This window comes from Pseudomonas sp. 58(2021), from assembly GCF_017491585.1.
GTDB classification, from domain to species: Bacteria; Pseudomonadota; Gammaproteobacteria; order Pseudomonadales; family Pseudomonadaceae; genus Aquipseudomonas; species Aquipseudomonas fluorescens_BT.
On the sequence record NZ_JAFGYZ010000014.1, the window covers coordinates 52,495 to 73,380 of the forward strand.

Genomic DNA, 20,886 nt, shown 5'->3' on the forward strand with positions numbered 1-20,886 from the left:
GCGTTCATGACGCAGTAAGGAAGCACTCAGAGACGGGGCATGCTATGGAGTGGCTTGGTTTGCAGTTTGTTGCCGAGCTGCCGCACAGCGGGCAGATCATTCTCAATTGCACACACAATCCCTTGCTGGTGCTGATCGCCTATCTGGTGGCGTGCGCCGCGAGTTTTGCCACACTCGACATGGCGGAACGCGTCGGCCATGCCGAAGACCTCGGATCGCGCAGGCTCTGGCGCTGGATCGGCGCCACCTGCCTGGCCGGCGGCATCTGGGCCATGCATTTCATCAGCATGCTGGCGTTCCAGACTCCGATCGACATCCAGTACGACCTCGCCATCACCCTGTTCTCCCTGCTGATCGCCTTGCTGGCGTCCTGGCTGGCGATGCACACCCTGAGCGAGCCACAGCCCAGCCTGCTGCAATACCTCAAGACCGCCATTGTCATCGGCCTGGGCATCGCCGGCATGCATTACGTCGGCATGGCCGCCATGCAGTCGGCGGCCAGCGCCTACTACGATCCCATCCTGTTCATCCTGTCGATCGTGATCGCCATCGCGGCCAGTTTCGCCGCGCTGTGGGTGGCCGGGTATTTGCGCGAAGGCAGCGGTCTGCACATCCAGATGCTCAAGTACGTGGCCGCCCTGATTCTCGGCGCCGGCATCATCAGCATGCATTTCACGGCCATGGCAGCGCTGAACCTGATGTTGCCGGAGGGAAACATCCCTACCCTCAAGGCCGAGACCAACCATCTGCAACTGGGGCTCACCGTTGCCTTCATCACCCTGCTGATCCTCGGCAGCGCCATCAGCGCCGCCCTGGCCGACAAGAAACTACAGAACAAGGAGGATGACCTGCGCCGGGTCAACATGCTGCTCAGCCAGCTCGATCAGGCGCGCGTGTCGCTGCAGCAGGCGGCCAATTACGATGCCCTGACCAACCTGATCAACCGTCGCGGTTTCAACCAGATCTTTGCCGAAAAACTCAGCCAGAAATCCACCGAGGGCGGCATGCTCGCGGTGATGTTTCTCGACATCGACCACTTCAAGCGCATCAATGACAGCCTCGGTCATGACGCCGGCGACCAGTTGCTCAAAGTCATCGCCCAGCACATCAAGGGCTCGGTGCGCGGCCACGAAGACGTGGTCGCGCGTTTCGGCGGCGATGAGTTCTGCATCCTCATCGGCCTGCGGGACCGCGAGGAGGCTCGCAACCTGGCCCAGCGCATCATGCTCAAGATGAAAGAGCCGATCGAACTGGCCGGACGACGCATGGTGATGACCACCAGCATCGGCATCAGCCTGTTTCCCGAGGACGGCACCACTTGCGAGGAACTGCTCAAGCACGCGGACCTGGCGCTGTACCAATCCAAGGGGGCCGGGCGCAACGGCGTGCACTTCTTCGACTGCAACCTGAAAAACCGCGCCAGCCAGGAACTGCAACTGGAAGAAGAATTGCGCCATGCCCTGCGCGAAGAAAACGGGCTGATTCTGTATTACCAGCCGATCTTCGAATTGAAGACCGGCAAGGTCACCAAGCTCGAAGCGCTGATTCGCTGGCAACACCCGGTGCACGGCCTGCTGACTCCGGACCGTTTTATCGCCATTGCGGAAAACAATGGCCTGATCGCCGAGCTCGACAACTGGGTGCTGCGCAAGGCCTGTGAAGACCTTGGCGAACTGTCGCGCCATGGTTGCGACGAACTGAAAATCGCCTGGAACTGCTCACCGCTGAACCTGGCCCGGGAAGAACTGGCCAACGAAATCGAACGGGCCTTGCGCAGCGCCGGGGTCGCCCCCGAACGGCTGGAGCTGGAAGTGACCGAGAACGCCCTGATGGGCAACATCGCCAATACGCTGGTGCTGTTGCGGCAGATCCGCGCCCTCGGGGTATCGCTGTCGATCGATGATTTTGGTACCGGCTATTCGTCGCTCGCCTACCTCAAGCGTCTGCCGCTCAACACCTTGAAAGTCGACCGTTCGTTCATCCTCGACATACCCAAGGCCACCGCCGACATGGAGATCGTCCAGGCGATCATCGTCATGGCTCACACCCTGCACTTGCAAGTGGTCACCGAAGGCGTGGAAAGCCTGGAGCAATACGAATTCCTCGAGCGCTCCGGGTGCGACTTCATTCAGGGTTACCTGCTCAGCCGCCCGGTGCCGCTGGAAGAACTGCGCCCGGTCCTCGAAGAAATCAATCAGCGCAAACACCCCCACGCGGTCAATCCGTTGTCTCTGGCCCGCGGAACATTTGCACCAGCGTCGATGGATCTTTCTCCAAAAAGCCCTGCGCCCCATGCAGGCGCATCAGTTGTGCGGCCAATCCGCTGATCGGCGTGGCCGAACCGGTTTCCCGGGAAAACTTCACTGCGGTATCCAGATCTTTCAGCAGCGTGCGCACGTGCCACTTCACCGGCTCGAAACGGCTTTCGGCCATTTGCGGGGCGAGGATCTGCAACGGTCTGGAATCGGCAAAGCCACCGGCCAGCGCTTCGGCGATCAGACTGGCATCGACCCCGGCCTGTTCGGCCAGCGCCACCACTTCGGCGATCACCAAAGCATTGCAGGCGACGATCATCTGATTGCAGGCCTTGGTCACCTGACCGGCGCCGACACCGCCCATGTGTGTGACGCGTTGCCCGAGGGCGAGCAAAACCGGGCGTACGCGATCAAGATCCGCTTCATCACCGCCGACCATGATCGCCAGACTGCCGGCCTCGGCCCCGGCCACCCCGCCAGACACCGGCGAATCGAGCCAGGCCATGCCTGTCTTGCCGGCAAGCTCAGCTGCCATCTCACGGGTGGCAGTGGGTTCGAGGCTGGAAAAATCCACCAGCAACTGACCGGGTTTCGCCCCTTCAGCCACGCCGGTCGGGCCGAACACCACCTCGCGCACCACCGCCGTGTCCGCCAGACAGAGCATCACCACGTCGGCGTGCCCGCACAGTTCGGCCGGGGTTGCGACTTGCCGGGCACCCGCCTCGACCAGCGGCGCGCACTTGGCCGGGTTGCGGTTCCACACGGTCAGCGGATAACCGGCGGCCAGCAGACGCCGGCACATCGGCAGGCCCATCAGCCCGATTCCGGCAAACCCCAACGAAGGTCGCGTTGACATCATTTAGCCTCCTTTTGATTAAAGATCGCCGAATAATGGCCGATCCATCATCAATCAGGAAAGGATTCCCCCGTGCGACACACAGGCAAAGACCCTGACGCACGGGCCAAATACGCGCAGCAAAAAGACGCGAGATCCCATTCCGTGAGGCTCGACGACAGCGGTCGCCGAACCAACCAGTCCAGGTACATGGCGCACAATGACCTCTAAAAATAATCCGGCCACTGCGGTATCCGATCTGACCCTGAGTCCTGCAGCGAACAGCCCCACCCCGATGAAGCCATTGCCACCCTCGCGCCCGCTGGGCACCCAGCAATACCTGTACTTCACCGAAACCAACACTGACCGCATCCTCGACAACCTCGACGGCCTGCGTGATCTGGTGTTCCCGCGTCCGCCGCACCTGGAAGGTGACAACGAGCAGCACAACGACCAGGAATTCCCGTCGGTGTGCCTGATCGGCCTCGGTCGCTGCGGTTCCAACATCGCCCTCGACGTGGCGGAGCTGGTGTACAACGCGCGCAAGTTCTACCTCAACGAATTCAACAATGAAGACCGCGCGGCCGACCGTCGTCTGGCCTCCGACAAAGGCTACAGCCCGGCCCAGTGGATCAAGCAGAACCTGCGGATCGGCACGAACAAGTCGACCAAGCCAGTGTTCCTGGTCGAGCCGCTGGTGATGCTCGGCGACCTCGACAAGGACATCGCCGGGCGCATCCGTTTCTCGCGCAAGGGCGAAAAAAGCGGCTTCCTGCGCGACTACAGCAAAATGAAGATCATGGACTTGTCCGAAGTCCACGCCGGTGGCGCCGGTAACGCGCCGATCCTCGGCCAGTACCTGGCGAAGATCATCCTCAACAAGGACACCCAGCGTTTCTCCAGCCCTGACTGGAAAATGATCCACTCGTACCTGATCGACAGCTGCGGCATCAAGGCCAACCAGTCGCGCCTGTATTTCTCGATCTTCAGTGCCGGCGGCGGTACCGGCTCGGGCATGGCCTCGGAATTCGGCCTGGCCCAGCAGCACTCGTACATGAACAAGACGTTCGACACCAAGCCGATGGACGAGCATGACGGCAAGAGCGGTCATTCGTTCGTGTTCGAACCGATCTTCACCAGCGGCATCTGCGTGCTGCCGAACATTTCCGACCACCGCAGCGAAATGTCCGAGGCGCTGCACATCAACGCCGGTCGCCTGCTGTGCAAATACCTGTCGGAAGAATGGGATTTCTCGTACAACTTCGCCAACGAAGACAGCAGCGAAGCCAGCGTCATGGGCCGTATCCGCCCATGGAACGCGATGATGCTGATTTCCAACGACATCATGCGTTACGCCGAAGAGAGCGATGACGGCAACATCCAGAACATTGATGTCAATGCGATGGAGAAGCACGCCAACCAGTACATCTCGCAGCAGATCTTCAACATTCTGACGGCCCAGGCGGTCACGACCGACTACGACCAGAACTATTTCCGTCGCGCCGGCATCGACATCGGCGAGACCATTCGCCTGGACGCCAACGACCTGTTCATGAGTCTGGCCGGCCCGGTGGCGATTGCCTACGCAGAATCCGTGGTGCCGGAAACGCCGCCACCGAGCAGCGACAAGTTCAAGGTGTTCGACAAAGAACCGCAGCGCCTGAACATCGACGACCTGTTCTTCCGCTCGATCGATCTGCCGCACTTCAACAAGGTCACTCAGGCCATCGAAGGCATCAGCCTGCTGCCGATCGAATCCAAGCGCTACCGCGCGTCGCTTGAGCAGTACAAGAATTCCGGCTACGACGCCGCCGCGCTGCACGACCTGCACTTTTTCAAGAACTGCTCGTCGGTGGTCTCGATCGTCTCGCTGCCGAAAGACTACAAGCTGTCGTACATGGACCTGAACCGGTTGAAGACTCACCTCAACAGCCTGTTCCCCAACACCACGCTCAAGCGCTACGCGCTGGTGATCGGTGCATCGGCCAACCTGTCGCTGACCACCCTGATCGCCAAGAGCCCGTGCCTGTCGGACGACTTCCTGACCCTGATCGTGGCGTTCATCAAGCGTTGCTTCGCGAAGACCCCGTACCGTTTCGACGAAACCCTCGACAACTCGATCCTCGACTTCATCATCAATGAGGAATTCGACGAAGCGCGCATCGACGACCTGCTCAACGAGTTCGAGAACCCGGCGAAGATCCTCGATACCAACTGGTACGCGATCAAGCCGATGTACGAGAAGAAGTACCGCGAGCTGATCAACGACAAAGAGAAGTTTGTCTCGATCAACGACATTCGTCTGTCGCGAGACTGCGTGAAGAAGTCGATCAAGTACCTGCGCGAGATCTATCGTCACCGGATCGGCAAGACCAAGGTTATTTCGCTCAATAACCATACCGGCAAGACTTACTCGGTCTGATCCAGATCCGAGTCGCTCCATTCGCGAGCAAGTCGAATCGTCGCACCGCCGCTCCCACATTGGGAATGCGTTCCCCTGTGGGAGCGGGCTTGCTCGCGAAGGGGTCCTGAAATTCACTGAAGATTTCAGGCTTTTCCAACATCCCGAAACAATTAAGCAGCCGTTAGGCTGCTTACTAAACTGTGCCCGTTACGTTTACGTCACCGTTATGCCACCTGCGCTTGTGGCGTTTCTCTACGGCAACGTGCCATCACGCTACTCGGCTACACACTTTTTTCCGGCACTTGCTCGCACCAATAAGGTGCAACCCTTCAGACCGACGCCCTTTCCTGGACCAGAATCCACGGCCGTACCACCACCGCCCACATCTGCGGATCACGTTCGAAAATATCCAGCGCCCGCGTTTCAGAAAGCTTCGCGACCTTGTCTTCGGCCAGCCAGGCAGCGACTTTCTCGCCTTGATCCGAGGCCACGGCTTCGGCGACGGCGATCAAATCCAGGTCGCCGTCGACCCACAATAGGGCACCCTGGGCGTAGAAGCGCTCCAGCTCCTTCCAGGTAATAGATGCGGTTTCACCAAGCAGCTTGGCATAGAGGGTGCTAGGTTCTTGATTCATGGGACTGTCCGGAAAAGAAATCGGCGCGAATGATAACGTCGGTGGTCCGGCAGAAAAACCCGGTAGCAAAAGGCTGTACCGAACGAAAAGCGCAGGAAAGCCAAGGAATGCTGATGATTGAGGCATAAGCCCTCTGAAAGACCCGCCGCAATTCTGTCTTTTTCTTTCATTAAAGCGACACCCTCAGGTTTTGCCCCTTGGCGCCAGCTTCCCAGGCCAACAACCGGCGCTCTACACTGTACCGGTACAGTTGCCGGGGGCATTTCCGGAAGGTATCGCGAAGATATCCAGCCCGGTTCTGTTGCTACGGCGCCAGGACTCTAAAAAAATACAACAGTAAGAGTGGAGCACTATGACTAAGGCTACTAAGCAGATTTCCAAACTGTTTGCCGCTATGGTACTGGCCGGGGCGGCCAGCCATTCGTTCGCAGCTGACACCATCAAGATCGGTATCGCCGGCCCTAAAACCGGTCCAGTAGCCCAGTACGGCGACATGCAGTTCAGTGGCGCCAAAATGGCCATCGAGCAGATCAACGCCAAGGGCGGCGTCGACGGCAAGAAACTCGAAGCCGTTGAATACGATGACGCCTGCGATCCAAAACAAGCGGTAGCGGTAGCGAACAAGGTCGTCAACGACGGCGTCAAGTTCGTGGTCGGTCACCTGTGCTCCAGCTCCACCCAGCCTGCTTCGGACATCTACGAAGACGAAGGCGTGATCATGATCACCCCGGCTGCCACCAGCCCGGACATCACCAACCGTGGTTACAAGATGGTCTTCCGCACCATCGGTCTGGACAGCGCCCAGGGCCCTGCCGCCGGTAACTACATCGCCGATCACGTGAAGCCGAAAATCGTTGCTGTCCTGCACGACAAGCAGCAATACGGCGAAGGCATCGCCACCGCCGTCAAGGCAACCCTGGAGAAGAAAGGCGTGAAAGTCGCCGTGTTCGAAGGCGTCAACGCCGGCGACAAGGACTTCTCTTCGATGATCTCCAAGCTCAAGCAAGCCAACGTCGACTTCGTCTACTACGGCGGCTACCACCCGGAGCTGGGCCTGATCCTGCGTCAGTCCGAGGAAAAAGGCCTGAAAGCCAAGTTCATGGGGCCGGAAGGCGTGGGTAACGACTCTATCTCGCAGATTGCCAAGGACGCGTCCGAAGGCCTGCTGGTGACCCTGCCGAAGTCCTTCGACCAGGATCCGGCCAACGTTGCGCTGGCTGATGCATTCAAGGCCAAGAAAGAAGACCCGAGCGGCCCGTTCGTGTTCCCGTCCTACTCGGCAGTTGAAGTGATTGCCGGTGGTATCAGCGCGGCCAAATCCGAAGACCCTGCGAAAGTGGCGGCTGCCATTCACGCCGGCACCTTCAAGACCCCTACCGGCGACCTGAGCTTCGACGCCAAGGGCGACCTGAAGGACTTCAAGTTCGTGGTCTACCAGTGGCACTTCGGCAAACCTAAAACCGAAGTGTCGCCTCAGTAAGGCGCTGCCTGACTGACTGCCAATAAAGCCCACGGCGTGCCGTGGGCTTTGTTTTACGAATGTATTGGGCCGCGCTGGCGTGATCCGCCAGTCTCCCCACCTGAAAATCTCAAAACCGTCATCAGCGGTTCGCTGGCAAAACCCGGATTCGAAGTGGATAGAGATCCACGGGGCCGGGCGGGAAAATGACTCCACCAGTGAAATGCGTATCAGGTTTTTAGGAGCGCTGTAATGCCTGACATCTATCACTTCTTCCAGCAGCTGGTTAATGGTCTGACCATTGGCAGCACGTATGCCCTGATCGCCATCGGCTATACGATGGTTTACGGCATCATTGGAATGATCAACTTCGCCCACGGCGAGGTGTACATGATCGGTTCCTACGTGGCGTTCATCGCCATCGCCGGGCTGGCCATGATGGGACTCGACAATGTCCCGCTGTTGATGACCGCGGCGTTCATCGCCAGTATCGTCGTCACCAGTTCCTACGGTTACAGCATCGAACGGATCGCCTACCGCCCCCTGCGCGGCAGCAACCGTCTGATCCCGCTGATTTCCGCGATCGGTATGTCGATCTTCCTGCAGAACACGGTTCTGCTGGCGCAAGACTCCAAGGACAAATCCATTCCCAACCTGATCCCCGGAAACTTCTCCATCGGGCCAGGTGGCGCACATGAAGTGCTGATTTCCTACATGCAAATCGTAGTGTTCGTGGTGACCCTGGTCGCCATGCTCGGCCTGACCATGTTCATCTCCCGCTCTCGCCTGGGTCGTGCCTGCCGCGCCTGCGCCGAAGACATCAAGATGGCCAACCTGCTGGGCATCAACACCAACAACATCATCGCCCTGACCTTCGTCATCGGTGCCGCGCTGGCGGCTGTCGCTGCGGTACTGCTGAGCATGCAGTACGGCGTGATCAACCCGAACGCCGGTTTCCTCGTCGGCCTCAAGGCCTTCACCGCCGCGGTACTGGGCGGTATCGGCAGCATCCCCGGCGCCATGCTCGGCGGGTTGGTGCTCGGGGTGGCGGAAGCCTTTGGTGCCGATATCTTCGGCGACCAGTACAAGGACGTCGTGGCTTTCGGCTTGTTGGTTCTGGTGCTGTTGTTCCGTCCGACCGGCATTCTGGGCCGTCCGGAGGTTGAGAAAGTATGAACAGGAATCTTAAACAGGCGCTGTTCAGCGCCTTGCTGGTCTGGGCCGTGGCCTATCCGGTACTGGGTCTGAAACTGACCATCGTCGGCATCAACCTGGAAGTGCACAACACCAGCCCGGCCATTCTGGCGACCATCGCCATCTGCTCGGTGCTGATGTTCCTGCGGGTGCTGTTCAACCAGCAGATCAGCAAGGCGTGGCGTTCGTCGCCGGGCATGCCGCTGATTCCGGCCAAGGCCAGCAACTTCCTGACCCTGCCGACCACTCAGCGCTACATCATCATTGCGCTGATCCTCGGTGCACTGGTGTGGCCGTTCTTCGGCTCCCGTGGTGCGGTGGACATCGCGACGCTGATCCTGATCTACGTGATGCTCGGCCTGGGCCTGAACATCGTGGTCGGTCTGGCCGGTCTGCTTGACCTGGGTTATGTCGGCTTCTACGCCGTCGGTGCCTACAGCTACGCGCTGCTGTCGCACTACTACGGCCTGAGCTTCTGGATCTGCCTGCCGATCGCCGGCCTGATGTCGGCAACGTTCGGCTTCCTGCTCGGCTTCCCGGTCTTGCGTCTGCGCGGTGACTACCTGGCGATCGTGACCCTCGGTTTCGGGGAAATCATCCGTCTGTTCCTGCGCAACCTGACCGACATCACCGGTGGTCCGAACGGGATCAGCAACATCGAGAAACCGACGTTCTTCGGCCTGACCTTCGAACGCAAGGCCGCGGAAGGCCTGCAAACCTTCCACGAGTATTTCGGCCTGGAATACAATTCGATCAACAAGGTGATTTTCCTCTACCTGGTTGCCCTGCTGCTGGCGCTGGCCGCACTGTTCATCATCAACCGCCTGCTGCGCATGCCGATCGGCCGTGCGTGGGAAGCGCTGCGTGAAGATGAAATCGCCTGCCGCGCGCTGGGTCTCAACCCGACCGTGATCAAGCTGTCGGCGTTCACCCTGGGTGCGAGCTTCGCCGGTTTCGCCGGCAGCTTCTTCGCTGCCCGTCAGGGGCTGGTGACGCCGGAATCGTTCACCTTCATCGAGTCGGCGATCATCCTCGCCATCGTGGTGCTGGGTGGCATGGGCTCGCAACTGGGCGTGATTCTTGCGGCCGTGGTGATGATCCTGTTGCCGGAAATGATGCGTGAGTTCAGCGAGTACCGCATGTTGATGTTCGGTGCCCTGATGGTGTTGATGATGATCTGGCGTCCACAAGGTCTGCTGCCGATGCAACGCCCACACATGGAGTTGCGAAAATGAGCCGCGAGATCCTTAAAGTCGAAAACCTGAGCATGCGCTTCGGCGGTCTGCTGGCGGTCAATGGCGTGGCCCTGACCGTCAAGGAAAAACAAGTGGTGGCACTGATCGGGCCGAACGGCGCGGGCAAGACCACCGTGTTCAACTGCCTGACCGGTTTCTATCAGCCGTCGGGCGGCAGCATCCTGCTGGACGGCGAGCCGATCCAGGGCCTGCCGGGGCACAAGATCGCCCTCAAGGGCGTGGTGCGCACCTTCCAGAACGTGCGGTTGTTCAAGGACATGACGGCAGTCGAGAACCTGTTGATCGCCCAGCACCGTCACCTGAATACCAACTTCCTGTCCGGCCTGTTCAAGACCCCGGCGTTTCGCAAGAGCGAGCGCGAGGCCATGGAGTACGCCGAATACTGGCTGGAAAAGGTCAACCTCAAGGAGTTCGCCAACCGTACCGCCGGCACTCTGGCGTATGGTCAGCAACGTCGCCTGGAAATTGCCCGCTGCATGATGACCCGTCCGCGGATCCTCATGCTCGACGAACCGGCCGCCGGTCTGAACCCGAAGGAAACCGAAGACCTCAAGGCGCTGATCAGCGTGCTGCGTGAAGAGCACAACGTCACCGTGCTGCTGATCGAACACGACATGAAACTGGTCATGAGCATTTCCGACCACATCGTCGTGATCAACCAGGGGACGCCTCTGGCCGACGGTACGCCGGAACAGATCCGCGACAATCCTGAAGTGATCAAAGCCTACCTGGGGGAAGCGTAAATGCTGCAGTTCGAAAACGTTTCCACCTTCTACGGCAAGATCCAGGCCCTGCACAGCGTCAACGTCGAAGTCCGCCAGGGCGAGATCGTGACCCTGATCGGCGCCAACGGTGCCGGCAAGTCCACGCTGCTGATGACGCTCTGCGGTTCGCCGCAGGCCCACAGCGGCAGCATCCGCTACATGGGTGAGGAACTGGTCGGCCAGGACTCGTCGCAGATCATGCGCAAGAGCATCGCCGTAGTGCCGGAAGGTCGTCGGGTGTTTGCCCGCCTGACCGTCGAAGAAAACCTGTCCATGGGCGGTTTTTTCACCGACAAGGGCGACTATCAGGAACAGATGGACAAGGTTCTCGGACTTTTCCCACGCCTGAAAGAACGCTTCAACCAGCGCGGCGGCACCATGTCCGGCGGCGAACAGCAAATGCTCGCCATCGGCCGTGCGCTGATGAGCAAGCCGAAACTGTTGCTGCTCGACGAGCCGTCGCTGGGCTTGGCACCGATCATCATCCAGCAGATCTTCGACATCATCGAACAGCTGCGCAAGGACGGTGTGACGGTGTTCCTGGTCGAACAGAACGCCAACCAGGCGCTGAAAATCGCTGACCGTGCGTACGTTCTGGAGAACGGCCGAGTGGTGATGCAAGGCACCGGTGAAGCGCTGCTGACCGACCCGAAAGTGCGCGAGGCGTACCTCGGCGGTTGATCGATCGCGTTAAACAGAAAACGGCCTTCGGGCCGTTTTTTTTGCGCTTTTAAAATTGTTTTCGCGATCGCTGTAACGTATCGCCAGGTCGTTTCTCTAGTGGGGTAAGCAAGCGCACATCGCTTGTTCCAACCCAAGTTCAAACCGGAGAAACATCATGACTGCTACCACCCGCACCCTGTCCGCCACCGCCCTGGTTCTGGCCCTTGGTTCCGCCCTGAGCATGGCCGCCGTTTCGTCCGTCCAGGCTGCCGACAACAGCAACATGGAAAAATGCTTCGGCGTGGCCATGAAAGGTCATAACGACTGCGCCGCCGGCGCCGGCACCACCTGCGCAGGCACGGCGAAAATGGATTACCAGGGCAACGCCTGGAAGTTCGTTCCAAAAGGCACCTGCGCCACCACCGAAAGCAAAACCTCGCCGACCGGTTTCGGTCAGATGGAAGCCTTCAAGGCCAAGTCCTGATCCGGAGGCTGCCCGAGTGTCGATCATGATCACATCCTGCGACCATGCCTCCCCCCGCACTCGGGCAGCCCTCACCGGGCTCCCGCCTCGCGCCGGGCTGGGGCTCAAGACCGGGCACTTTCGTGAAGTGCTCGGTTCTCTTCCGGACATCGGTTTCTTCGAAGTCCACGCCGAAAACTACATGGTGGCCGGCGGCCCGTTTCATCATTTTCTGGGTTTGATCCGCGAGGCGTATCCGCTGTCGCTGCATGGCGTCGGCCTGTCTATCGGTGCCGAGGGCCCGCTGGATGTTCAGCACCTCAAACGCCTGAGTACGCTGATCGAGCGTTATCAACCCCACGCCTTTTCCGAACACCTGGCCTGGTCGACTCACGGCCCGGTGTTTCTCAATGACCTGCTGCCCCTGGCTTACGACACGCCGACGCTGAACCGCGTCTGCGAACACATCGACCAGGTACAGAACACCCTCAAACGTCCGATGTTGCTGGAGAATCCGGCGACCTATCTGGCGTTCGAGCGCTCGACCATCGACGAAGCGGAGTTCATCCGTGAAGTCATTCGGCGCAGCGGCTGCGGTCTGTTGCTGGACGTGAACAACGTCTACGTCTCCTGCATCAATCATCAGTGCGATCCCCTGGCCTACCTCGACGCACTGCCTTTGCATGCAGTTGGCGAGATCCATCTGGCGGGGTTTGCCGAAGATGCCGACAGCCTCGGTGATCGCTTGCTGATCGACGATCACGGCGCACCGATCGATCAGGCCGTCTGGTCGCTGTACCGCCAGGCGCTGGAGCGCGTCGGCCCGGTGGCGACGCTGATCGAACGGGACAATCAGGTGCCGGCCTTCGATGTGCTGATGGCCGAAGCGCAGCAGGCCGATGAGCTGTTGCTGTGCGCGGGAGCTCGGCCATGAGCACTCAAGCCGCATTCAGCGCAGCGTTGCTCGATACCGACCTGCCCTGCCCCGACGGTTTGTGCAGTGCCAACGGCGCCGATCCGGCCAGTCGTTTCGCGGTGTACCGCAACAACGTGCAGGGTTCGCTGATCAATGCATTGGCCGACAGTTATCCCGTGGTGATGCAGTTGGTGGGTGACGAGTTCTTTCGGGCCATGGCCGGAGTTTTTGTGCAAAGCCATCCGCCCCACAGTCCTTTGATGAGCGACTACGGCAGTGAGCTGGCGGACTTCATCAGCGGGTTCGAACCTGCCGCGAGCGTTCCCTATCTGGACGACGTGGCAAGACTGGAACGCCTGCGCACGCAGGCCTATCACGCGGCCGATGCGTTGCCTCTGAGTCAGGAGCGGATCGCCACTGTATTTGCAGATGCCGATGGGCTGAACGAACTGCGGATCGGCCTGCATCCTTCGCTGTATCTGCTCGATTCAAACTTCGCCGTGGTGGACATCTGGGCCGCGCATCAGCACGACGCGACCCTGGCCGGCATCGATCTGAATCAGGCCCAGCACGCGCTGATCCTGCGCAACGGGCTGGAGGTCGAGGTATTCAACGTGGATCTCGGCATCAGCCAGTTCATTCGCCAGCTCAAGGCCGGCCTTTCACTTACCCAGGCGCTGGCATCCGCAGACGCCTTCGATCTCAGCCAGACCCTCGCCCTGTTGATCAGTCGCCAGGCCATCACCCATTTACATCACAAGGTTTCGCCATGAACAGCCTCACTGCCCGCGCCATTGCGCTGCTGGAAAAAATCCCGCACAGCCTGATCGCCTTCATCGCCCGTTTCTCCATCGCCGCAGTGTTCTGGAAATCCGGGCAGACCAAGGTCGAGGGCCTGGCCATCGACCTGATCGACGGCACGTTCCAGATTGGCTGGCCACATCTGGCGGACTCGACGATTCCGCTGTTCCAGAGCGAATACCACGTGCCGCTGCTGTCACCGGAAATCGCCGCGTACATGGCGGCGTTCGCCGAACACTTTTTCCCGATCCTGATCCTCGTCGGTTTCGCTACCCGGTTTTCAGCGCTGGCATTGCTGGGCATGACACTGGTCATCGAGCTGTTCGTGTATCCCGACGCTTACCCGACTCACGGCACCTGGGCGGCAGTGTTGCTGTACCTGATGACCACCGGACCGGGCAAATTGTCGATCGATCATCTGATCGCACGACGTTACCGCTGAAGACGGTCCAGGGCCTCGCCGCTGCGCTTGAACCAGCCGATCAGATAGTCCGCCAGCACTTGAGTACGCCTCGGCAGCCCGCCCTGATACGGATGCACCAGATACATCGGCATGCGCCGGGTCTGAAAATCCCGAAGGAGCCAGCGCAATCGGCCGTCAGCCAATTCCGTCTGCAACAGATAGGACGGCAGTCGAGCGATGCCGGCGCCAGCGAGTGCGGCCTTTTTCAGCAGGCTGTAATGATTGCTGGCGAATGGCCCCGACACCCGCACCCGCAACAGCTCGTGCTGCTGGTGGTACAGCCACTCTTCGCGGCCGCCGTAGTGACTGTTGAGCAGGCAACGATGTTCGGTCAGCGCCTGTGGCGAAAGCGGTTCGCCGAAACGTTCAAGGTAGGCCGGACTGGCGCAGGTCATTTCTTGCCAGGCCAGCAAAGGCTTGGCTACCAGTCGCTCGTCGTTGGCCACTTCAGTGCGGATCGCCAGATCGAAACCGTCGCGGGACAGGTCGCGGTAACTGTTGTTCAGCTCCAGTTCGATCTGCACTTCGGGGTATTTCTGCGAAAACTCCAGCACCAGACCGTCGAAGAAGGTTTCCCCCAGCGACACCGGCACGGTCATACGTACCGGACCTGCCATGTCGTCCTTCAAACGTGCCAATGCCTGACGCGCTCTTTCGACCTGGACGACAAGCGCCTGGGCCTGCGGCAACAACGCCGCGCCGGCCGCTGTCAGGTTCAACCGACGCGTGGTGCGTTGCAGCAACACCACGGAAAACTGCGCCTCCAACTGACTGATGCGCTTGGACAACTGCCCCTTGCTGCACCCCAGTTGCTGCGCCGCCAAGGTAAAACTGCCGGCCTCGATCAATACCGCGAACGCCGCCAGATCATCGATCTCGCTCAAGGATTGTTTCCATTTGAAAACCAAAGGTTGCCCATTAGCGCGCTTATCAGCGAAAAAAACCACTCTAGACTGAAAGCTCGTTCAATCACTTGAGGCAAGTACGATGAAAATTCTGTTGATCGGCTCCGGCGGCACCATCGGTTCGGCGGTGGACAAAGAACTGTCGCAGCGTCACGAAGTCATTCGCATCGGCCGCAGCAGCGGCGATTTCCAGGTGGACATCAGCGACAGCGCGTCGATCCGCAAGCTGTTCGAACAGACCGGCAAGTTCGATGCGCTGGTGTGCGCCGCCGGCAACGTGACCTTCGCCCCGCTGAGTGACATGACTGAAGCCAGCTTCGCCCTCGGCCTGAAAGACAAACTGATGGGCCAGGTCAATCTGCTGCTGATCGGTCGCGAATTTGCCAACGACGGTGCATCGTTCACCTTCACCACCGGCGTGCTCAGCCACGACCCGATCCGCAGCGGTGCTTCGGCTGCACTGGTGAACGGCGCGCTGGACAGCTTCGTCCGCGCAGCGGCCATCGAACTGCCACGCGGCCTGCGCGTGAACTCGATCAGCCCGACCGTGCTGGTCGAAGCCATGGGCAGCTACGCCCCGTACTTCCGCGGCTACAAGCCGGTTCCCGCAGCGGATGTGGCATTGGCCTACGCCAAAAGTGTCGAAGGCTTGCAGACAGGTCAGACATTTCACGTGGGCTAAACCCTTGTGATGAACGGTCAGCCTGCGTAACGTGGCGACACTTGTCTGGAGAGCCGAAGATGCGTGTTGCCCGTTCCTTGATCGTTGTTGCCCTGCTCCCTCTGTTTGCCGCGTGCCAGTTGTTCGACGGTGCGCGGACAAGCGCCTCCCACGTCGGCCAGACGCGGATGCAGGGGCAACTGACCGCGGCCGACGGCAAACTGGTGTTTCAGGCCTGCGGCGAGCAGCGCCAGTACGTGATCAACGACGTCGGCGGCACCAGCGTCCTGCAGGAGGCCGCCACCCTGGCCGATCAACAGGGCAAGCTGTTCGCCGACGTACGCGGCAAGATCGCCGGTGATCGTCTCGACCTGACCCAGTTGTACCGCGTCGAACGTTCCGGCACTGCCTGTGACGACCCCAACTTCAAACAAATGATCCTGCGCGCCGCCGGCCATGGCCCGGAATGGAACGTCAAGGTCAGCGGCAAAGGCATGGTCATCGACCGCGAAGGTCAACCACCGCTGGCAGTGCCTTACGTCGAAGAGCAGTTGGGCGACGGTCGTTTCAACCTCAGCAGCGAAGCCAACAACCAGCGCATCGAGCTGTGGGTGGCGCCGCAGCGGTGCGTCGACAGCAACACCGGCAGCGTGCAGCACATGAGCGCCGAACTGCGTATCGACGGCAAGGTGCAGCGCGGTTGCGGGTATTTCGGCGGTTCGCGCAACGACTGATCGTTTAACCCTCACGGGATCCGGCCGTTGCGGCTTATAATCGCCGCCTTCAAACGCCCTGGCGCAGTTGTGCGCCCCGCGAACCGGATCCTGTCATGTTACGAATCACTGAACTCAAGCTGCCGATCGACCATCCCGACGAAGACCTGCGCGCCGCCATCGTGCAGCGCTTGGGCATTGCCAGCGATGAGCTGCTCGATTTCACCTTGTTCAAGCGCAGCTACGATGCGCGCAAAAAGTCCTCCGAACTGTGCTTCATCTACACCATCGACCTCGAAGTGCGCGACGAGGCCAAGGTACTGGCCAAGTTCGCCGATGACCGCAACGTCAACGTGGCGCCGGATGTCAGCTACAAATTCGTCGGCCAGGCGCCAAGCGACCTGAGCCAGCGCCCGATCGTGGTCGGCTTCGGTCCGTGCGGGATCTTCGCCGGCCTGCTGCTGGCCCAGATGGGCTTCAAGCCGATCATCCTCGAACGCGGCACCGAAGTGCGCCAGCGCACCAAAGACACCTGGGGCCTGTGGCGCAAAAGCGTGCTCAACCCCGAGTCCAACGTGCAGTTCGGCGAAGGCGGCGCGGGCACGTTCTCCGACGGCAAGCTGTACAGCCAGATCAAGGACCCGAAGTTTCTCGGCCGCAAGGTGCTGCACGAATTCGTCAAGGCCGGCGCACCGGAAGAAATCCTCTACGTCAGCAAGCCGCACATCGGTACGTTCCGCCTGACCGGCATGGTCGAGACCATGCGCGAAGAGATTCGCGCCCTGGGTGGTGAAGTACGCTTCCAGGAGCGCGTCACCGACGTGCTGATCGAAGACGGCCAACTGGTCGGCGTCGAGCTGGCCAGTGGCGAAACCCTGCATTCGAAACACGTGATCCTGGCGCTGGGCCACAGCGCCCGCGATACTTTCCGCATGCTGCACAGCCGTGGTGTGTTCATGGAAGCCAAGCCGTTCTCGGTGGGTTTCCGCATCGAGCACCCGCAATCGCTGATCGACCGTGCGCGGCTGGGCAAGTATGCCGGTCACCCCAAGCTGGGAGCCGCCGACTACAAACTGGTACACCACGCCAAAAACGGCCGTTCGGTCTACAGCTTCTGCATGTGCCCGGGCGGCACCGTTGTCGCTGCGACCTCCGAGCCGAATCGTGTGGTCACCAACGGCATGAGCCAGTACTCGCGTAACGAACGCAACGCGAACTCCGGCATCGTCGTCGGCATCACCCCGGAAGTCGATTACCCGGGCGGCCCGCTGGCTGGCATCGAGTTGCAGGAGCGTCTGGAATCCCACGCCTTCATCCTCGGCGGCAGTGACTACAAGGCACCGGCGCAATTGGTTGGCGACTTCATCAACGGCACGCCGTCCACCGAGCTGGGCGAGGTTGAACCTTCGTACAAGCCGGGCGTGGCACTCGGGGATCTGGCCCTGGCGCTGCCGGACTTTGCCATCGAGGCAATCCGTGAGGCGTTGCCTGCGTTCGAGAAGCAGATTCGCGGCTATTCGCTGCACGATGCGGTGCTGACCGGGATCGAGACGCGGACTTCGTCGCCGCTGCGGATCACGCGTAACGAATCGCTGCAGAGCATGAACGTGAAGGGTCTGTTCCCGGCCGGTGAAGGTGCGGGGTATGCGGGCGGGATTCTGTCGGCGGGCGTTGACGGGATTCGCATTGCCGAAGCTGTGGCGCGTGACATCCTGGGCCTGAAAGACTGATTCGCAATACCTGAAACAATGCAAAAAACTGTGGGAGCGAGCCTGCTCGCGATTGCGGACTGACATTCAACAGAAATGTTGATTAATCTACCGCTATCGCGAGCAGGCTCGCTCCCACATTGGTTTGTGCGTTTCTCTCAGATATTGGCGCGCAGAACCGAGGCTGGCAGCGCCTCACCCTTCTCGGCACTTGCTGCCACAGCCGCCATCAATCCCTCCAGCTCATAGCCCTGCGCCTTGAGCCACGCCTGATCGTAATACGTGTCTGCGTAGCGCTCGCCGCCATCGCACAGAATCGCCACGATCGACCCCGACTCCCCCGCCGCTTTCATCTGCTGCGCCGCCATCAGCGCGCCGATCAGGTTGGTGCCGCTCGACCCACCCACATGCCGCCCCAGACGCTGCGCCAGGTAATGCATGGCCGCCAGCGACAAGGCATCCGGCACCTTGACCATCGCATCGATCACCTTCGGCAGGAACGACGCCTCCACCCGTGGCCGGCCGATGCCTTCGATCCGCGAACCGTGGTCCAGACGCAGGCTGGCATCACCGGTCTGGTAAAAATCGAAGAACACCGAACGCTCGGCATCGGCGCACAGCACGCGGGTGCAGTGCTGGCGATAGCGCACGTAACGGCCGAGGGTCGCGGTGGTGCCACCGGTGCCGGGGCTGGAAATCAGCCAGGCCGGGCAAGGGTGCTGCTCGTAGCGCATCTGCTGGAAGATCGACTCGGCGATGTTGTTGTTCGCCCGCCAGTCGGTGGCGCGCTCGGCGTAGGTGAACTGGTCGATGAAGTGACCGTCGTGCTCGCGGGCCAGGCGTTCGGATTCGGCATAGATCTGGGTCGGATCGTCCACCAGATGACTCTGGCCACCGTAGAACGCGATCTGGGCAATCTTCTCCTTGGACGTGGTCGCCGGCATCACCGCAATGAACGGCAACCCCAGCATCCGCGCAAAGTACGCTTCGGAAATCGCCGTTGAACCGCTGGACGCCTCGATCACCGGCGCGCCGGGCTTGAGCCAGCCGTTACACAAGGCGTAGAGAAACAGCGAACGGGCCAGACGGTGCTTGAGGCTTCCGGTGGGATGGCTGGACTCGTCCTTGAAATACAAATCGATACCCGGGAACCCCGGCAGCGGCAAGGGGATCAGGTGCGTGTCGGCGCTGCGCTGAAAGTCAGCTTCGATGATCCGGATGGCTTCGCGGGCCCACTGTCGGTTGTCGCTCATGGCTGTTGTTCTCGTTGAATCGGGCAGAAGTGCCTTCACAGGCTCAGCCCCCAAGCTTAGGAAAAATCCTGCCGCGCTGACAGATACAGCTGCGCTTCAATACCTTTGGCAACTGCTAGGCTCTGCTGCTGGTCTGGCAGGCGCCTTGTAACCATATATAACAAAAAAGAATATAACTTTTGTTTTAACAACTAACAGTACGGGTTAGGGTGTCCCACCTTTTGACTTTATCGATGGAGAGCGACCTTGCCTCTGCGTAGCACTTTCACGCGTTTCTTTCAGTTGGAAGCTGCCAGCGGTCTGTTACTGATCGCCGCGGCCATCCTGGCTCTAATCATCAACAACTCGCCGCTGTCGTGGCTGTACACCGGCCTGCTCGACACCCCGGTGGTCGCGCAGATCGGCGCGTTGAAAATCGCCAAACCCCTGCTGCTGTGGATCAACGACGGCCTGATGGCGCTGTTCTTCCTGCTCATCGGCCTGGAAGTGAAGCGCGAAGTGCTCGACGGCCAGCTGTCGAAACCGTCGCAGATCGTCCTGCCCGGCGCGGCGGCCATTGGCGGCATGCTGGTGCCGGCGCTGATCTACTGGTTCCTCAACCGTGACAACCCGGCCGCCCTCGATGGCTGGGCGATCCCCACCGCCACCGACATCGCCTTCGCCCTCGGCGTACTGGCCTTGCTCGGCAAGCGGGTGCCGGTGTCGCTGAAGCTGTTCCTGATGACCCTGGCGATCATCGACGACCTCGGTGCCATCGTGATCATCGCGATCTTCTATTCCGGCGAACTCTCGACCCTGTCGCTGGGTCTGGCGGCGGCGTGCATTGCGGCGCTGGTGGCGATGAACCGGCTCGGGGTGGTCAAGCTCGGGCCGTACATGATCATTGGACTGATCCTGTGGGTCTGCGTGCTCAAGAGCGGTGTCCACGCGACGCTGGCCGGCGTGACCCTCGCGTTCTGCATCCCGCTGCGCACCAAAAACGCCGAGCCTTCGCCGCTGCTGACCCTCGAACACGCGCTGCACCCGTGGGTGGCCTACGGCATCCTGCCGCTGTTCGCCTTTGCCAATGCCGGCCTGTCGCTGACCGGCGTTACCGCCGAAAGCTTCACCCACCACGTGCCGATGGGCATCGCCGTCGGCCTGTTGCTGGGCAAGACTGTCGGTGTATTCGGTCTGACCTGGCTTGCCGTGAAAACCGGCATCGCCGCCCTGCCCCAGAACGCCAACTGGGGTCAGGTGCTGGGCGTGGCGATCCTGTGCGGGATCGGCTTCACCATGAGCCTGTTTGTCGGCTCCCTTGCCTTCGTGCCGGGTGCCAGTGAATACGCCGGGATGGACCGGATGGGCATTCTCACCGGCTCGGTGTTCGCGGCATTGATCGGTTATGCGGTGACATTGGCGGCAAGCAGAAAGAACACCGCACTGCCTTCCTGATGCCGTAGCGAACAATCTCCACGTCTTTAGAGACGCGTCCTACAGCCACGATTTTCCTGCTTCGTTAACGTCGTGCAGCCCCTTTCGAGGGGCCGTCGATGCA

The 20,886-nt window shown here is 60.5% G+C and carries 19 protein-coding genes; 15 read left to right on the plus strand and 4 right to left on the minus strand.

What is annotated here, in order from left to right; translation table 11 throughout:
- Positions 1-44 precede the first annotated feature (44 nt).
- Positions 45-2,327, plus strand: coding sequence for a bifunctional diguanylate cyclase/phosphodiesterase (locus J5M72_RS17625; protein ID WP_207866655.1), 2,283 nt, complete (start codon positions 45-47; stop codon positions 2,325-2,327).
- Here the strand turns inward: J5M72_RS17625 and J5M72_RS17630 are convergent.
- Positions 2,218-3,114, minus strand: coding sequence for an NAD(P)-dependent oxidoreductase (locus J5M72_RS17630; RefSeq protein ID WP_207866656.1), 897 nt, complete (start codon positions 3,112-3,114; stop codon positions 2,218-2,220). The genes J5M72_RS17625 and J5M72_RS17630 overlap by 110 nt on opposite strands.
- 196 nt (positions 3,115-3,310) lie before the next feature.
- Between J5M72_RS17630 and J5M72_RS17635 the strand changes: the two genes are divergently transcribed.
- Positions 3,311-5,512, plus strand: coding sequence for a hypothetical protein (locus tag J5M72_RS17635; RefSeq protein ID WP_207866657.1), 2,202 nt, complete (start codon positions 3,311-3,313; stop codon positions 5,510-5,512).
- A 311-nt stretch (positions 5,513-5,823) separates the two neighbouring features.
- Here J5M72_RS17635 and J5M72_RS17640 read toward each other — a convergent pair whose 3' ends face one another.
- Positions 5,824-6,129 (minus strand): DUF2288 domain-containing protein, encoded by a 306-nt coding sequence (locus J5M72_RS17640; protein ID WP_169429166.1) that lies wholly within the window; start codon positions 6,127-6,129, stop codon positions 5,824-5,826.
- 352 nt (positions 6,130-6,481) lie between these two features.
- Between J5M72_RS17640 and J5M72_RS17645 the strand changes: the two genes are divergently transcribed.
- The 9 genes from J5M72_RS17645 to J5M72_RS17685 all read left to right on the plus strand — a co-directional run bounded on the left by J5M72_RS17645 (position 6,482) and on the right by J5M72_RS17685 (position 14,087).
- Positions 6,482-7,609, plus strand: coding sequence for a branched-chain amino acid ABC transporter substrate-binding protein (locus J5M72_RS17645; protein ID WP_169429165.1), 1,128 nt, complete (start codon positions 6,482-6,484; stop codon positions 7,607-7,609).
- 231 nt (positions 7,610-7,840) lie between these two features.
- Positions 7,841-8,764: a high-affinity branched-chain amino acid ABC transporter permease LivH gene (gene livH, locus J5M72_RS17650; protein ID WP_169429164.1), complete on the plus strand. Its 924-nt coding sequence runs from the start codon at positions 7,841-7,843 to the stop codon at positions 8,762-8,764.
- The gene (locus tag J5M72_RS17655; protein ID WP_207866658.1) at positions 8,761-10,017 is read left to right on the plus strand and encodes a high-affinity branched-chain amino acid ABC transporter permease LivM; all 1,257 of its coding nucleotides are present in this window, start codon (positions 8,761-8,763) and stop codon (positions 10,015-10,017) included. The genes livH and J5M72_RS17655 overlap by 4 nt, the downstream gene beginning before the upstream one ends.
- Entirely contained in the window at positions 10,014-10,781 is a 768-nt protein-coding gene (gene livG / locus J5M72_RS17660) for a high-affinity branched-chain amino acid ABC transporter ATP-binding protein LivG (protein WP_007969480.1), read from the plus strand. Before J5M72_RS17655 ends, livG begins: the two co-directional genes overlap by 4 nt.
- Positions 10,782-11,483 carry an ABC transporter ATP-binding protein gene (locus J5M72_RS17665; protein WP_003222380.1) on the plus strand — a complete coding sequence of 234 codons (702 nt, stop codon included), beginning with the start codon at positions 10,782-10,784 and terminating at the stop codon, positions 11,481-11,483.
- Between the two features lie 157 nt (positions 11,484-11,640).
- A complete protein-coding gene (locus J5M72_RS17670; RefSeq protein WP_207866659.1) occupies positions 11,641-11,949 on the plus strand; it encodes a DUF2282 domain-containing protein in 309 nt (102 codons plus the stop codon).
- A 25-nt stretch (positions 11,950-11,974) separates the two neighbouring features.
- Positions 11,975-12,862, plus strand: coding sequence for a DUF692 domain-containing protein (locus tag J5M72_RS17675; protein WP_207866660.1), 888 nt, complete (start codon positions 11,975-11,977; stop codon positions 12,860-12,862).
- Positions 12,859-13,617, plus strand: a complete 759-nt coding sequence (locus tag J5M72_RS17680; RefSeq protein WP_207866661.1) for a DNA-binding domain-containing protein — start codon at positions 12,859-12,861, stop codon at positions 13,615-13,617. The genes J5M72_RS17675 and J5M72_RS17680 overlap by 4 nt, the downstream gene beginning before the upstream one ends.
- Positions 13,614-14,087: a DoxX family protein gene (locus J5M72_RS17685; RefSeq protein ID WP_169429159.1), complete on the plus strand. Its 474-nt coding sequence runs from the start codon at positions 13,614-13,616 to the stop codon at positions 14,085-14,087. The genes J5M72_RS17680 and J5M72_RS17685 overlap by 4 nt, the downstream gene beginning before the upstream one ends.
- On the opposite strand, the gene J5M72_RS17690 is transcribed toward J5M72_RS17685, so the two are convergent.
- Positions 14,078-14,992: a LysR family transcriptional regulator gene (locus tag J5M72_RS17690; RefSeq protein WP_169429158.1), complete on the minus strand. Its 915-nt coding sequence runs from the start codon at positions 14,990-14,992 to the stop codon at positions 14,078-14,080. The genes J5M72_RS17685 and J5M72_RS17690 overlap by 10 nt on opposite strands.
- Positions 14,993-15,095: 103 nt before the next feature.
- Here J5M72_RS17690 and J5M72_RS17695 point away from each other — a divergent pair, with 103 nt between their 5' ends.
- The 3 genes from J5M72_RS17695 (at position 15,096) to J5M72_RS17705 (ending at position 18,117) form a co-directional block, all read left to right on the plus strand.
- Positions 15,096-15,695 carry a short chain dehydrogenase gene (locus tag J5M72_RS17695; protein WP_207866662.1) on the plus strand — a complete coding sequence of 200 codons (600 nt, stop codon included), beginning with the start codon at positions 15,096-15,098 and terminating at the stop codon, positions 15,693-15,695.
- A gap of 59 nt (positions 15,696-15,754) precedes the next feature.
- On the plus strand, positions 15,755-16,408 hold the full coding sequence (locus J5M72_RS17700) for a hypothetical protein (RefSeq protein WP_169429156.1): 654 nt from the start codon (positions 15,755-15,757) through the stop codon (positions 16,406-16,408).
- Between the two features lie 95 nt (positions 16,409-16,503).
- Complete coding sequence (locus tag J5M72_RS17705; protein WP_207866663.1) at positions 16,504-18,117, plus strand: NAD(P)/FAD-dependent oxidoreductase; 1,614 nt, start codon at positions 16,504-16,506, stop codon at positions 18,115-18,117.
- 137 nt (positions 18,118-18,254) lie between these two features.
- On the opposite strand, the gene J5M72_RS17710 is transcribed toward J5M72_RS17705, so the two are convergent.
- On the minus strand, positions 18,255-19,349 hold the full coding sequence (locus tag J5M72_RS17710; protein WP_207866664.1) for a PLP-dependent cysteine synthase family protein: 1,095 nt from the start codon (positions 19,347-19,349) through the stop codon (positions 18,255-18,257).
- 246 nt (positions 19,350-19,595) lie between these two features.
- On the opposite strand from J5M72_RS17710, the gene nhaA reads away from it, so the two are divergent.
- A complete protein-coding gene (gene nhaA / locus J5M72_RS17715; protein ID WP_169429153.1) occupies positions 19,596-20,783 on the plus strand; it encodes a Na+/H+ antiporter NhaA in 1,188 nt (395 codons plus the stop codon).
- Positions 20,784-20,886: the final 103 nt, after the last annotated feature.